This window comes from Streptosporangium sp. NPDC048047 (assembly GCF_040653115.1).
GTDB lineage: Bacteria > Actinomycetota > Actinomycetes > Streptosporangiales > Streptosporangiaceae > Streptosporangium.
Genome location: NZ_JBEZNH010000006.1, coordinates 128,370 through 142,135 on the forward strand (window position 1 = coordinate 128,370; position 13,766 = coordinate 142,135).

Sequence of the window (13,766 nt, forward strand, 5' to 3'; positions counted from 1 at the left end):
CGGTCACGGCACCCGTCTGCCGCGCGGTGACCGCCTTCCGGACGGTGCCCGTCCGCCTCGCGGTCCCGGGCGGGGCGGTGGGCGGCGCCGTACCGCCGGAGGCCGTCGCCGGGGGTGCGGGCGGCGCCGCGGTGAGGCGGGCCGCCCCGAGGGGACGTGCGGTCCCGGGACTCCGGGACGGGATGCCGGGCGGCGCTGCGGTGACGCGGGCCGCCCCGGGACTCCGTGATGGGCCGTCAGGCGGCAATGCGCTTCGCCGCCAGTCGCTCCGGAGTCGGCCAGCGGACGGAGTGGGCCCAGCCGAGCTTCTCGAACATCCGGATCACGCCGGCGCTGAGGTCGATCTGGCCCTTGAGCACGCCGTGCCGGGCACAGGTCGGGTCGGAGTGGTGCAGGTTGTGCCAGGACTCGCCGAAGGAGGGGATCGCCAGCCACCACACGTTGCGGGACTTGTCACGCGACTCGAAGACCTCCTCGCCGAAGACGTGGCAGATGGAGTTGATCGACCAGGTGACGTGGTGCAGCAGGCCGATGCGGACCAGCGTGCCCCAGAAGAAGCCGGTCGCCATGCCCCACCAGGACCAGCTCAGCAGGCCGCCGAGGAGGGCGGGCATCACCATCGAGGTGATCGCCAGCACCGGGAAGTACCTGTGCAGCTTGATGATGTCGGGGTCCTTGACCAGGTCGGGGGCGTACTTCTCGCGGTTGGCCCGGTCGGCCTCGAACAGCCAGCCCATGTGGGCCCAGAGCAGCCCCTTGCTCACCGCCCAGAAGCCGGTGCCGAACCGCCACGGCGAGTGCGGGTCGCCATCCTTGTCGGAGAACTTGTGGTGCTTGCGGTGGGTGGCCACCCAGTCGAGCACCGACATCTCCAGTGAGAGGCTGCCGGCGATGCCCAGCGCGATCTTCAGCGGGCGCTTGGCCTTGAACGACCCGTGGGTGAAGTAGCGGTGCAGGCCGACGGTGACGCCGAGGCCCGAGACCACGTAGAAGACCAGGGCGATGACGGCGTCCGTCCAGCGGAGCCCCCACCCCCAGGCGAACGGCACGGCGGCGACGAGCGCGATCAGCGGCAGGGCGACGACCACCATGAAGGTGATGATCTCGGGACGGGTCTTGGGCTCCGGATCGACGTCCGGTTTCGGAGAAGGGGCGGAACGCTCTTCAAGGACGGTCATGGGCTACCTCGATACGACTCATAGGAGAAGGGCGGTTTCGTCCGGCTACGCAACCGTAACCTACGCCATCGTAAGTTAGGAACACCTACGGATGGATGTGGAGAAGATGACGCTCCCCGGCGGATCCCGTGGTCGGTTCATGACTTGCTACCACCGGACGGATCTGCTAAACGGCGTCCCCCGGTCCATGCCCGCCCCGGGGTCCTCTCACTCCTCCCGGCGCCCGTGGCGCAGGCGGAGCCGAAACGAGGCGCGTTCGATATCGACGGCTCGGTATCGTGGGGGGGTGCCGGGTGCCCGACCGGTTCGGGCGGCCCTGTCGATCCGGTATTGGGTAATTGGCAGCCCGCAAGGTTTTGGTCCTTGTTGTCCAGGTTCGAGTCCTGGTGCCGGAGCTGTAACTTTTGACCGTTTTATTGGCCCGGCTAGTCGGCTGGGTGGGTTCCCGGGCGGGCAGGTATCCTCACGTTGTCGAGTGGGTGACCGTCCGATGCCCTGAAGAGGGCGGGGACGGTCCGCCACCCGGTCAATGTCTCAGCCGCGACGCCGAGGGAGCCTCGTCCGTGAGTGTGCCGCGCCCGGCCGCCGTCATCGTCCTCGCCGCAGGTGAGGGCACCCGGATGAAGTCGAAAACACCCAAGATCCTGCACGAGCTGTGCGGTCGCGCACTCGTGGACCACATGCTCGCCGCCGCTCGAGGTCTCGAACCCGAGCGGCTCATTGTTGTCATAGGCCACGAGCGCGAACGGGTGCGCGAGCACCTAGCGCGGACCGGCCCCGACACCCAGGCCGTCGTGCAACCCGAGCAACGCGGCACCGGCAACGCGGTCCGGGTGGTGCTGGAGACCACCGGGACCGTCGACGGCACGGTCCTCGTGACCTACGGCGACACGCCGCTGCTGCGCACCGAGACCCTCGCCGCGCTGCTGGAGCGGCACGACCGCGACGGCAACGCCGTCACCGTGCTCACCGCCGAGGTCCCCGACCCCCGCGGCTACGGCCGGATCGTCCGCGACGGGACGGGAGCGGTCCTCTCCATCGTCGAGGAGAAGGACGCCACCCCCGAGCAGCGGCTCATCCGGGAGATGAACTCCGGCGTCTACGCCTTCGACGGCCGCCTGCTGGCCGACGCGGTCAAGCGGGTCTCCACCGCCAACGCCCAGGGCGAGGAGTACCTCACCGACGTGCTGTCCATCCTCCGGGAGGACGGCCACCGGGTCGGCGCGCACATCGCGGCCGACCACGTCGAGGTCGAGGGCGTCAACGACCGGGTGCAGCTCGCCTCCGCCCGCAAAGTCCTCAACACGCGCCTGCTGGAGGGACACATGCGGGCCGGGGTCACGGTGATCGACCCCGCCACCACCTGGGTGGACGTGGACGTGACCCTGGAACCCGACGCGGTGATCCACCCGGGCACCCAGCTGCACGGCCGTACGGCCGTCGCCGAGGGCGCCGAGATCGGCCCCGGCGTCACCCTGACCGACACGGTCGTCGGCGAGGGGGCGGTGGTCCGCAACGCCGTCTGCGTCGAGGCCGAGATCGGCCCCGCCGCCCAGGTGGGACCGTACGCCTACCTGCGGCCCGGCACCGTGCTCGGGCGCGGGGCCAAGGCCGGGACCTACGTGGAGATGAAGAACGCCCAGGTGGGCGAGGGCGCCAAGGTGCCCCACCTGACCTACGCGGGTGACGCCGTGATCGGCGCCGGGGCGAACATCGGCGCCTCGACGATCTTCGTCAACTACGACGGGGTCAACAAGCACCGGTCGGTGGTGGGCGACCACGCCTTCGTCGGGTGCGACACCATGCTCGTCGCGCCGGTGAACATCGGCGACGGCGCCTACACTGCCGCGGGCTCGGTCATCGACGGCGACGTTCCTCCGGGGGCGATCGGGGTGGCCCGCGCGCGGCAGCGCAACATTGAAGGGTGGGTCGCGCGCAGGCGCGCGGGCACCAGATCGGCCGAGGCGGCCCAAAAGGCCATCGACGCCGGAAACCAGCAGGGGAGCACGACGTGATCAAGCGCAGCGAGCCGGCCGGCGGGCACGGCAGCGTCGCGACGACGACCGAGGGCCGTCAGGCGAGGAGGACGGCATGAGCGGCATGAAGCAGACCGGTGAGAAGCAGCTGATGTTCTTCTCCGGACGCGGCTACCCGGAGCTGGCCGAGGAGGTGGCGAGCCATCTCGGGATCGACCCCACCCCCACCACCCTGCGTGACTTCGCCAACGGCGAGATCTACGCCCGCTACCTGGAGTCGGTCCGGGGCTGCGACGCCTTCGTCATCCAGAGCCACACCGGTCCGATCAACCAGTGGATCATGGAGCAGCTGATCATGGTGGACGCGCTGAAGCGCGCCTCCGCCAAACGGATCACCGTGATCATGCCGTTCTTCGGCTACGCCCGCCAGGACAAGAAGGGCCGCGGCCGCGAGCCCATCACCGCCCGCCTCATGGCCGACCTGTTCAAGACCGCGGGCGCCGACCGGCTGATGTCCATCGACCTGCACACCTCGCAGATCCAGGGCTTCTTCGACGGCCCGGTCGACCACCTGTTCGCCATGCCGGTGCTGGTCGACTACCTCAAGGACAAGCTCGACCTGGAGACCACCACCGTCGTCTCGCCCGACACCGGCCGCGTCCGCCTGTCGGAGCGCTGGGCCGACACCCTCGGCACCCCGCTGGCCTTCATCCACAAGCGCCGCGACCTCGACGTGGCCAACCAGGTGAAGGTGAACGAGGTCGTCGGCAAGGTGCGGGGCCGTACCTGCGTGCTGATCGACGACATGATCGACACCGCGGGCACGATCTGCAAGGCCGCCGACGCGCTGTACGAGCAGGGCGCCACCGACGTGATCGTGGCCGCCACGCACGCGGTGTTCTCCGACCCCGCGGTGGACCGGCTGAAGAACTCCGGCATCTCCGAGGTGATCGTCACCAACACCCTGCCACTGGAGGAGGAGAAGAGGTTCGACAAGCTCACCGTCCTGTCGATCGCCCCGCTGATCGCCCGCGCGATCAGCGAGGTGTTCAACGACGGCTCGGTGACCAGCCTCTTCGAGGGCGACACCTGATCCTCCCGGCACACCGCCGCCCCCGCGGCACCTGATCGATCCTCCCCGGCACACCGCCGCGCCCCCCGCGACACCCCCGTAAGACCCCCGCGAGACCCCGCCGAGGCGGCGACCCGAGCCTCGGCGGGCCGAACCCGGCCCGTGTGCCGGTAGGCTGTTCGGGTTGCGCGCGCTCGTAACGCCTTCCGCTAGGGCGGGTGAGGGGGAGCGCGCCCTTCAGAATCCATCGAAGATCCCTAGGAGATCCGTCGTGGCCGAAGTAGTCATCAACGCCGAGCCGCGCGCCCAGTTCGGCAAGGGCGCCGCTCGCAAGATCCGCCGTGAGAACAAGGTCCCCGTCGTCCTGTACGGGCACGGCACCGAGCCGCTGCACCTCACGCTCCCGGGCCACGAGCTCCTGCTCGCCCTGCGCACGCCGAACGTGCTGATCCGCCTCAAGGGCGCCGCCGACGAGCTGGCCCTGCCCAAGGGCGTCCAGCGCGACCCGATCAAGGGCTTCCTGGAGCACGTCGACCTCCTCCTCGTCAAGCGCGGCGAGAAGGTCACCGTCGAGATCCCGGTCACCACGGTGGGCGAGGTCGCCGACGGCGTCCTCGACCAGCAGCTCGTCTCCATCGCGATCGAGGCCGAGGCGACCCACATCCCGACCGGCGTCGAGGTCGACGTCGAGGGCATGGAGGTCGGCACCCAGGTCACCGCGGGCGACCTGAAGCTGCCCGAGGGCGCCACCCTCATCGCCGACCCGGAGACCCTGGTCCTGCACGTCACCACCGCCGCCGCCCCCATCGAGGAGGAGGCCGCCGAGGGTGAGGCCGCCGCCGCCGAGGGTGAGGGCGAGACCGCCGAGGCCGCGCCGGCCGAGGCCGCCGAGTAGTTTCATCTGCTAGACCTTGTCAGGGCAGCCCGCGACCGGGCTGCCCTGACGCGCATGTGGAAGGGGCGCCGACCATGGACCGCTGGCTGGTCGTGGGTCTGGGGAATCCCGGGCCGGAGTACGCCGGTAACCGGCACAACGCGGGCTTCATGGTGGCCGACGAGCTCGCCGCCCGCATCGGAGGACGGTTCAAGGCGCACCGGTCGCGCGCCGAGGCCCTGGAGGGGCGCGTGGCGGGCGCCCCCGCCGTGCTGGCCAAGCCGCTGTCCTACATGAACCTCTCCGGCGGCCCGGTCAAGGCCCTCGCCGACTTCTACAAGGTCGATCCGGCCCGGGTGATCGCCGTCCACGACGAGCTCGACATCCCGTACGGCGCGCTCCGCGCCAAGCTCGGCGGCGGCGACAACGGCCACAACGGGCTGAAGTCGATCACCAAGTCGCTGGGCACCCGGGACTACCTGCGGCTGCGGTTCGGCATCGGCCGCCCGCCCGGCCGGATGGACCCCGCCGCCTTCGTCCTTCGCGACTTCGCCACCGCCGAGCGCAAGGACCTGCCGTTCCTCGTCGACCGGGCCGCCGACATGGTCGAGTCGCTGATCGCCTCCGGCCTGGAGGCCACCCAGAACGCCTTCCACTCGGGCGACCTGAAGCTCTCGGGCCCGCCCAGATAGTCATCCGGGCGGCGCGCGTTTCGGCCTTCGGCCGCCGCGCCCCCTTCTCCCTCGGTAACATCCGGTGACCATCGGTCGCCGATCGACTACGCTGGGGGAGCGTGTGCGCGAGGTGAAAGCCGTCCCGACCGGTCCGGGATCGACGTCGGCGTCCCGCCCGCGGGCGCCCGCCTGGGCCCGCCGCCACCGGGCGTACACCGTCGCCACCGACCTCCTCTGCTCCTCCGTGGCCGGCCTCCTCGCGCTGTTCGCGCGCTTCGGGGAGAGCGGCCCGGACGTCACCCCGTACGTCGCGCTGAGCGCCGCGCTGCCGCCCGTCTGGGTGTGCGCGGCCGCGCTGAACCGCGCCTACGAGCCCCGTGTGGCCGGCCTCGGGCCCGAGGAGTACCGCCGGATCGCGCGGTGCGGGCTCGCCCTCGCCGTCGCCCTGGCCTCCGGCGCCTACCTCGCCCGCACCGAGACGGCCCGCGGCTACGTCGTCCTGGCCGTCCCGCTGGCAACGGCGCTCGCACTCCTCGGCCGGTACGGCCTGCGCCGCCGTCTGCGGCGGATGCGCGAGCGGGGCCGGTGCGCGCGCCGGGTCGTCGCGGCCGGACGCCGGCCCGCCGTCGCCGAGCTGATCGGCCTGCTCCGCAGGGAGCGCCGCCACGGCATGGAGGTCGTGGCGGCGTGCGTGCCGTACGACGGAGGAGACGACGTCGAGGGCGTCCCCGTCCTCGGAGACCTGTCCGACGTGCCGCTCGCGGTCGGGCAGGCCGCGGCCGACACCGTGGCCGTGCTCGCCTGCCCGGAGCTGGACGGCACGGCGCTGCGCAGACTCGCCTGGCGGCTGGAGCGGACCGGCGCCGACCTCGTCGCCGCCCCGGCGCTGCTGGAGCCCGCCGGGCCGCGCACCGGGGTCCGCCTGGCGGCCGGGGTGCCGCTGCTGTACGCCGAGCACCCGCGGATCACCGGTTCCCGCCGGGTGCTCAAGGCCGCCTTCGACCGGGCCGCGGCCGCGGCGCTGCTCGCCGCGCTGCTGCCGCTGCTCACCGTGCTGGCGCTTGCCGTCCGGGCGTCGGGCCCCGGGCCCGTCCTCCTGCGGCGGCGCCGGGTGGGCCGCGACGGCGCGGAGTTCACCCTCTACACCTTCCGCACCATGGCCGGCGGCGCCGAGCGCGGACGGGTCGGCCTGCGCGGGGACGGCCGCGCCGTGCCGTACGCGATCCGGCACGACCCGCGCCTGACCCCGCTGGGCGCGCGGCTGCGCCGCCGCTCCCTGGACGAGCTGCCGCAGCTGCTCAACGTCCTGCTGGGCCACATGTCGCTGGTGGGACCGAGGCCGCCGCTGCCGGAGGAGGTCGCCCGGTACGACGACGACGTCCGCCGCAGGCTGCCGGTCAAGCCCGGGATGACCGGCCTGTGGCAGCTCACCGGGCGCCCTGACATTCCGTGGGAGGAATCAGTACGGTGGGAGCTGCGTTACGCAGAGAACTGGTCCCTCACGCTGGACCTGCAGATTCTCTGGAACACATGGGCAGCCGTCGCGCGAGGAACGGAGCTTGCTGAATGACGATCCGGGACGACCACGTTCTCGCGGCGGATCTGGCGGCCGAGGCGGGTGAGAGGCTGCTGGCCCTGCGCGCCGAGCGGGGGTTCGGCGACCCCGCGGTCCTGCGCAAGGAGGGCGACACCGCCTCCCACCTGTTCCTGATGGATGCCCTGGCCCGCTCACGCCCCGGCGACGCCGTGCTGTCGGAGGAGGCGACCCGCGAGGAGCGCCTCGACCCCCGCCGCCTGGCGGCTGAGCGGGTGTGGATCGTCGACCCCCTCGACGGCACCCGCGAGTTCGCCGAGCAGGGCCGCTCCGACTGGGCGGTCCACGTGGCGCTGTGGGAGCGCGGCGTCCTGACGGCCGGCGCGGTCGCGCTGCCCGCGCAGGGCCGCACCCTGTCCACCCTCGAACCCCCCGTACGGCCGGCGCCCGCCGCCGGGGCCAGGCCGCGGATCGCGGTCAGCCGCACCCGCCCGCCGGAGTTCGTCCGGGCCCTCGCCGAGCTCGCCGGGGCCGACCTGGTGCCGATCGGCTCGGCCGGCGCGAAGATCTCCGCGGTGCTCACCGGTGAGGTCGAGGCGTACGTGCACGCCGGCGGGCAGTACGAATGGGACTCCGCCGCGCCGGTCGCCGTGGCCCTGGCCGCGGGGGCGCACGCCAGCCGGATCGACGGCTCGCCGCTCCGGTACAACCAGGGAGACCCCTCGCTGCCGGATATCCTGGTTTCCCTACCGGAACTGGCGCCAGCGTTGCTTGCCGGCATCCGGGACCTGCACCGATAAGCACCGCTAGGAGAGTCTGATGCTCCAGTGCGACTACACCACGTCGCAGCTCGACGTCCTCGAGGCAGAGTCCATTCACATCATGCGTGAAGTGGCGGCCGAGTTCGAGCGTCCCTGTCTCCTCTTCTCAGGCGGTAAGGACTCCATCGTCATGCTCCGCATCGCGGAGAAGGCGTTCTGGCCGGCGCCGATCCCCTTCCCCCTGCTGCACGTCGACACCGGGCACAACTTCCCCGAGGTCATCGAGTTCCGCGACCGCCGCGCCGCCGAGCTCGGCGCGCGACTGATCGTGGCCAGCGTCCAGGACTCGATCGACGCGGGCCGGGTGACCGAGGAGACCGGCCGCCGGGCCTCCCGCAACCGGCTGCAGACCACCACGCTGCTGGACGCCATCGAGGACGGCGAGTTCGACGCGGTCTTCGGCGGCGCCCGCCGGGACGAGGAGAAGGCCCGCGCCAAGGAACGGGTGTTCTCCTTCCGCGACGACTTCGGCCAGTGGGACCCGAAGAACCAGCGCCCCGAGCTGTGGAACCTCTACAACGCGAAGATCCGCAAGGGTGAGCACATCCGGGTGTTCCCGCTGTCCAACTGGACCGAGCTGGACATCTGGGACTACATCCGGCGCGAGGGCATCGAGATCCCCTCGATCTACTACGCCCACACGCGCAAGGTGTTCGAGCGCGACGGCATGCTGCTGGCCGAGAGCGAGTTCATCACCCGCGACGAGGACGAGCAGATCTTCGAGGCCGTGGTCCGCTACCGCACGGTCGGCGACGTGACCTGCACCGGCGCCGTCCAGTCCACCGCCGCCACGGTCGAGGAGATCATCGACGAGATCGCCGCCACCCGGATCACCGAGCGCGGCGCCACCCGCGCCGACGACCGGGCCTCCGAGGCGTCGATGGAGGACCGCAAGCGGGAGGGGTACTTCTAAGTGAGCACGGTTCCTTCCCGGCCGGTCCGCGCGGCCCGGCAGTCCCTTCCCGCGCGGCCCTCCCGCGCACGCCGTACGACCTCTGGAGAGCGGTTCTGATGGACATCCTTCGCTTCGCCACGGCGGGCAGCGTCGACGACGGCAAGTCGACCCTCATCGGACGGCTGCTCTTCGACTCCAAGGCGATCTTCGAGGACCAGCTGGAGGCGGTCGAGCGCACCTCCCGCGACCGCGGCACCGAGTACACCGACCTGTCGCTGCTCACCGACGGCCTGCGCGCCGAGCGGGAGCAGGGCATCACGATCGACGTGGCCTACCGCTACTTCGCCACGCCCAAGCGGAAGTTCATCATCGCCGACACCCCGGGGCACATCCAGTACACCCGCAACATGGTGACCGGCGCCTCCACCGCCGACCTGGCGATCGTCCTGATCGACGCCCGCAAGGGCGTGCTGGAGCAGTCGCGGCGGCACGCGTTCCTCACCACGCTGCTGCGGGTGCCGCACCTGGTGCTCGCGGTGAACAAGATGGACCTGGTCGACTACTCCCAGGAGCGGTTCGAGGAGATCCGCGAGGAGTTCACCGCGTTCGCCGCCAAGCTGAACGCCCCGGACCTGACGTTCATCCCGATCTCGGCGCTGCACGGCGACAACGTGGTGTCCCGCTCGGAGAACATGCCGTGGTACAACGGCTCCTCACTGCTGCACCACCTGGAGAACGTGCACATCGCCTCCGACCGGAACCTCGTCGACGTGCGCTTCCCGGTCCAGTACGTCATCCGGCCGCAGCGCGCCACCGATCCGGCCCTGCACGACTACCGGGGATACGCCGGGCAGGTCGCGGGCGGCGTGCTGAAGCCCGGGGACGAGGTCGTGCACCTGCCGTCGGGGCTGAGCACCCGCATCGCCTCGATCGACACCTTCGACGGCCCGGTGCAGGAGGCGTTCGCGCCGATGTCGGTGACGCTCCGCCTGGAGGACGACATCGACATCTCCCGCGGCGACATGATCTGCCGGCCCAACAACCAGCCGCAGGTCACCCAGGAGCTGGAGGCGATGGTCTGCTGGATGACCGACGCCGTCAAGCTGGCGCCGCGTGCCAAGCTGGCCATAAAGCACACCACCCGCACCGCCAGGGCGCTGGTCAAGGACCTCCACTACCGGCTCGACGTCAACACCCTGCACCGCGACGAGGAGGCCGGCTCCCTCGGGCTGAACGAGATCGGGCGCGTCTCGCTCCGCGTCACCCAGCCCCTGTTCGTGGACGACTACGCGAGGAACCGCCTCACCGGCGGCTTCATCCTCGTGGACGAGGCCACCAACAACACCGTCGGCGCGGGGATGATCACCGACGCCCGTTAGGGCCTGTCCCGGGCGCCCGTCAGGGGCCGCCCGGGTGGTCGCGACGGGAGAAACGATCCGCCGGACGGGATCCGGCGCCGTGACCGGGCGTGCACGGGGAGGCCACCGGGCCCGCCCGGTCACGGCGCCGGGTTCCGGGGGCGTCGGACGGTCAGGGGACTTCCCGTGTACGGCGCCGGGTTCCGGGGTGTCGGACGGTCAGGGTGCCTCCGGCCACGGTGCCGGACCGCGTCCCGCGGATCATCCGCGGGACGCGATCCGGCCCGGCGCGTCCCAGGTAGATCCTTTGTCCTTTCCGCGATGGCACGGTAACCCTCCGCATTAGGATGTGCACGTTCCGTATCCGACGGGTAAGGATTCGTGCCGTGCCTGACAAGCCGCCTCCCGCCCGGGTCGTCTTCCTCGGCGGTCTCGGCCGCAGCGGGACCACCCTGCTGGAGCGCCTGCTCGGCGAGGTCCCCGGCGTCACGCCGCTCGGCGAGGTCGTCCACCTCTGGGCCAGGGGCGTGCTCGCGGACGAGCCATGCGGCTGCCGGCGGCCGTTCAGCGCGTGCCCGTTCTGGCGGGAGGTCGGCGAGCGCGCGTTCGGCGGCTGGCCGGACGACCTCGCCCGCCGGATGCTCCGGCTCGGACGCCGGGTGGACCGCACCCGGCGCGTTCCCGAACTGGCCCGCCGTCTCGCCGGGTCCACGGGGTCCGCGGGACCGGCGACGTTCGCCCGGTCCGTGACGCCTCCGGTGTTCCCGGGATTCATGCCGTTCGGGGAGTCCGCGGAGCTCACGGCGTCTCCGGAGCTCGCCGAGTACGCCGCGGCGCACCGTCGCCTGTACGACGCGGCGGCGGAGGTCTCCGGCCGGCCCGTCGTGGTCGACTCCAGCAAGCACGCCTCCACCGCCTTCTGCCTGGCGGCCGCCGGGCTCGACGTGCACGTGGTGCACGTCGTGCGCGACCCCCGCGCGGTCGCCCACTCCTGGCGCAGACGGGTGCCCCGCCCGGAGGACGGCCGGCCGATGACCCGCTGGTCGCCGGCCCGCACCTCGCTGCACTGGCTCGCCCAGAACCTCAGCCTGGAACTGCTGGCGCGCGGCGGCGTCCGCGTCACCCGGGTCCGCTACGAGGACCTGCTCGACGCCCCGGCCGCCACCCTGGGCCGCGTGGCCGCGGAGGCCGGTCTCGCGCCCCGCCTCGACTTCCTCTCCACCGGCCGGGCCGATCTCTCTCCGGCCCACACGGTCTCCGGCAACCCCGTGCGCTTCACGGTCGGCCGGATCCGCCTGGATCCCGACGACGGCTGGCGCACCGCCGCCCCGCCGCGGCACCGGCGCCTGGTCGCAACCCTGACCTGGCCCCTCATGATCAAGTACGGCTACGACAGGAGATCGGCGTGAGCCCATCGGTGGGCGTGGTCATCCCCACGCGGGGACATCGGCCCGACCGGCTGCGCGCCGCGATCCGCGCCGCGCTCGGCCAGGACCACCCCGGTCCCCTCGAAGTGGTCGTCGTCGTCGACGGCGGCGACCCGGCGGCGGTCACCGACCGGACGGCCGACCTCCTGGCCGCCCGGAACCCGGCCACCCCGGGAGGGGACGCCCGGCCTCCGGCAGGGGCCGTCCGCTGCCCGGCCGCCTCGGAAGGAGATGCCTGGCGTCCGGTCGTCTCGGGAGAGAGTGTCCGGCGTCCGGCCCCCACGGGAGGGGACGCCCGGGATCCCGCCGTCTCCGCCGAGGAGGCGCCACGCCGGGTCCGGGTGACGGCCAACCGCCTCAGCCCCGGCCTTCCAGGGGCCCGCAACACCGGCATCGCGGCGCTCGGCACCGACCTGGTGGCCTTCTGCGACGACGACGACGAGTGGGCGCCCGGCAAGGTCGCCGCCCAGGTCGCCGCCCTGGAGGCGCGACCCGGCGCGGAGTTCTCCAGCTGCGCCATCGAGGTCGAGTACGGCTCGCGCCGCGTCACCCGGCTGGCCGGGACGGCCGCCGTCACCCGGGCGCACCTGCTGCGCTCGCGGATGGTGATGGTCCACTCCTCGACGTTCCTGTTCCGGCGGGGCGCGTTCTGGGCCGACGAGAGCGCCCCGGGAGGCCAGAACGAAGACTGGGACCTCGCGCTGCGCGCGGCCGCGCGTCACCCGATCGCGCATGTGGACCGTCCCCTGGTGCGGGTGCGCTGGGGCGGTTCCGCGTACGCGACCCGCTGGGCCGACCGAATCGCCGGGCTGGAGTGGATGCTCGCCCGGCACCCCGATCTGGTCGTGGATCCGCGCGGCGCGGCGCGGGTCTACGGCCAGCTCGCCTTCCACCACGCGGCCCTCGGCCGGCGGAGGGAGGCGGGCCGCTGGGCCCGGCGGGCGTTCACCGCGCACCGCGGTGAACCCCGGGTGCCTCTCGCGCTCGCCGTGGCCGCGGGCCTGGTGCCGGCCGCGACCGTCCTCGGGGCGCTCCACCACCTCGGGCGCGGCATCTGATGGCGCTCCGGACCGTCCAGGAGGCGACGCGCGTCCCGGGGCGTCCATGGCCCGGCGACGACCACGGACGAACCCGCCACAGGGTGCGCGTGGCGGGCCTCCCCCTCGACCCGATGACCGAGGGGGAGGTCGTCGACCACGTGGTCGGCGCGCTGAAACGCGGAGAGGGCGGCCACCTCGTCACTCCCAACATGGACATCGCCTGGACCGCCGCGCGCGACCCCGGGGCGCACGAGATCGTCGAGCGGGCCGACCTGTCGGTCGCCGACGGCATACCGCTGGTGTGGGCGGCCAGGCTGCTCGGCACGCCCCTGCCGGCGAGGGTCGCCGGGGCCGACCTGATCTGGTCGCTGTCGGAGGCGGCCGCCTTCTACCGGTACCCCGTCTACCTCCTCGGCGGCCCGCCGGGGACGGCCCGGCAGGCGGCCGACCGGCTGGTCCGCCGTCATCCCGCGCTCGTCGTCGCGGGCACGCAGGCTCCGCCGTACGGGTTCGAGGCGGATCCCGGCGGCCACGATGGGATCAGGGAGGCGCTGGTGGCCGCCGCGCCCCGGCTGGTCTTCGTCGGGCTCGGTTTCCCCAAGCAGGACCGGCTCATCGCGCGGCTCCGGGACGACCTTCCCGGCACCTGGTTCGTGGGGTGCGGCTCCGCCATCGCGTTCACGGCCGGTACGGTCCCCCGGGCGCCGGTGTGGATGCGGGAAGCGGGTCTGGAGTGGTTCTTCCGCCTGGTCCACGAGCCCGGCCGGCTGGCCCGCCGCTACCTCCGCAACGACCTGCCCTTCACACTCCGGCTCCTGGGCTCCTGCCTCCTGCGCCGCCTCTTCTCCTGAAGGGCCCGCTCACCGGACGGTCGCGACGTCCGGTGGCCGGTGGACGGCCGGACCCGAACCGCTCCG

At 72.5% G+C, this 13,766-nt stretch carries 12 protein-coding genes and 1 tRNA gene; 12 read left to right on the top strand and 1 reads right to left on the bottom strand.

Going from position 1 to position 13,766, the window contains the following annotated elements:
* Positions 1-236: 236 nt before the first annotated feature.
* The gene (locus AB0D67_RS07610) at positions 237-1,178 is read right to left on the bottom strand and encodes a fatty acid desaturase (RefSeq protein ID WP_362931026.1); all 942 of its coding nucleotides are present in this window, start codon (positions 1,176-1,178) and stop codon (positions 237-239) included.
* A 323-nt stretch (positions 1,179-1,501) separates the two neighbouring features.
* Here AB0D67_RS07610 and AB0D67_RS07615 point away from each other — a divergent pair.
* The 12 genes from AB0D67_RS07615 to AB0D67_RS07670 all read left to right on the top strand — a co-directional run bounded on the left by AB0D67_RS07615 (position 1,502) and on the right by AB0D67_RS07670 (position 13,700).
* Positions 1,502-1,573 (top strand) — tRNA-Gln (locus AB0D67_RS07615).
* A gap of 168 nt (positions 1,574-1,741) precedes the next feature.
* Positions 1,742-3,193 (top strand): bifunctional UDP-N-acetylglucosamine diphosphorylase/glucosamine-1-phosphate N-acetyltransferase GlmU, encoded by a 1,452-nt coding sequence (glmU, locus tag AB0D67_RS07620; protein WP_362931028.1) that lies wholly within the window; start codon positions 1,742-1,744, stop codon positions 3,191-3,193.
* A 76-nt stretch (positions 3,194-3,269) separates the two neighbouring features.
* The gene (locus AB0D67_RS07625) at positions 3,270-4,247 is read left to right on the top strand and encodes a ribose-phosphate diphosphokinase (protein WP_362931030.1); all 978 of its coding nucleotides are present in this window, start codon (positions 3,270-3,272) and stop codon (positions 4,245-4,247) included.
* Between the two features lie 250 nt (positions 4,248-4,497).
* Positions 4,498-5,121: a 50S ribosomal protein L25/general stress protein Ctc gene (locus tag AB0D67_RS07630; protein ID WP_362931032.1), complete on the top strand. Its 624-nt coding sequence runs from the start codon at positions 4,498-4,500 to the stop codon at positions 5,119-5,121.
* Between the two features lie 74 nt (positions 5,122-5,195).
* A complete protein-coding gene (pth, locus tag AB0D67_RS07635; RefSeq protein ID WP_362931034.1) occupies positions 5,196-5,792 on the top strand; it encodes an aminoacyl-tRNA hydrolase in 597 nt (198 codons plus the stop codon).
* A 103-nt stretch (positions 5,793-5,895) separates the two neighbouring features.
* Positions 5,896-7,344 (top strand): exopolysaccharide biosynthesis polyprenyl glycosylphosphotransferase, encoded by a 1,449-nt coding sequence (locus AB0D67_RS07640; protein WP_362931036.1) that lies wholly within the window; start codon positions 5,896-5,898, stop codon positions 7,342-7,344.
* Positions 7,341-8,108: a 3'(2'),5'-bisphosphate nucleotidase CysQ gene (locus AB0D67_RS07645; protein ID WP_362931038.1), complete on the top strand. Its 768-nt coding sequence runs from the start codon at positions 7,341-7,343 to the stop codon at positions 8,106-8,108. Before AB0D67_RS07640 ends, AB0D67_RS07645 begins: the two co-directional genes overlap by 4 nt.
* A 19-nt stretch (positions 8,109-8,127) precedes the next feature.
* Positions 8,128-9,042 carry a sulfate adenylyltransferase subunit CysD gene (gene cysD / locus AB0D67_RS07650; protein ID WP_362931040.1) on the top strand — a complete coding sequence of 305 codons (915 nt, stop codon included), beginning with the start codon at positions 8,128-8,130 and terminating at the stop codon, positions 9,040-9,042.
* Positions 9,043-9,140: 98 nt separating this feature from the next.
* A complete protein-coding gene (gene cysN / locus AB0D67_RS07655) occupies positions 9,141-10,403 on the top strand; it encodes a sulfate adenylyltransferase subunit CysN (RefSeq protein ID WP_362931042.1) in 1,263 nt (420 codons plus the stop codon).
* Between the two features lie 365 nt (positions 10,404-10,768).
* Positions 10,769-11,791: a sulfotransferase gene (locus AB0D67_RS07660; RefSeq protein WP_362931044.1), complete on the top strand. Its 1,023-nt coding sequence runs from the start codon at positions 10,769-10,771 to the stop codon at positions 11,789-11,791.
* The gene (locus tag AB0D67_RS07665; protein WP_362931046.1) at positions 11,788-12,867 is read left to right on the top strand and encodes a glycosyltransferase; all 1,080 of its coding nucleotides are present in this window, start codon (positions 11,788-11,790) and stop codon (positions 12,865-12,867) included. Before AB0D67_RS07660 ends, AB0D67_RS07665 begins: the two co-directional genes overlap by 4 nt.
* 89 nt (positions 12,868-12,956) lie before the next feature.
* The gene (locus AB0D67_RS07670; protein ID WP_362931048.1) at positions 12,957-13,700 is read left to right on the top strand and encodes a WecB/TagA/CpsF family glycosyltransferase; all 744 of its coding nucleotides are present in this window, start codon (positions 12,957-12,959) and stop codon (positions 13,698-13,700) included.
* Positions 13,701-13,766 lie beyond the last annotated feature (66 nt).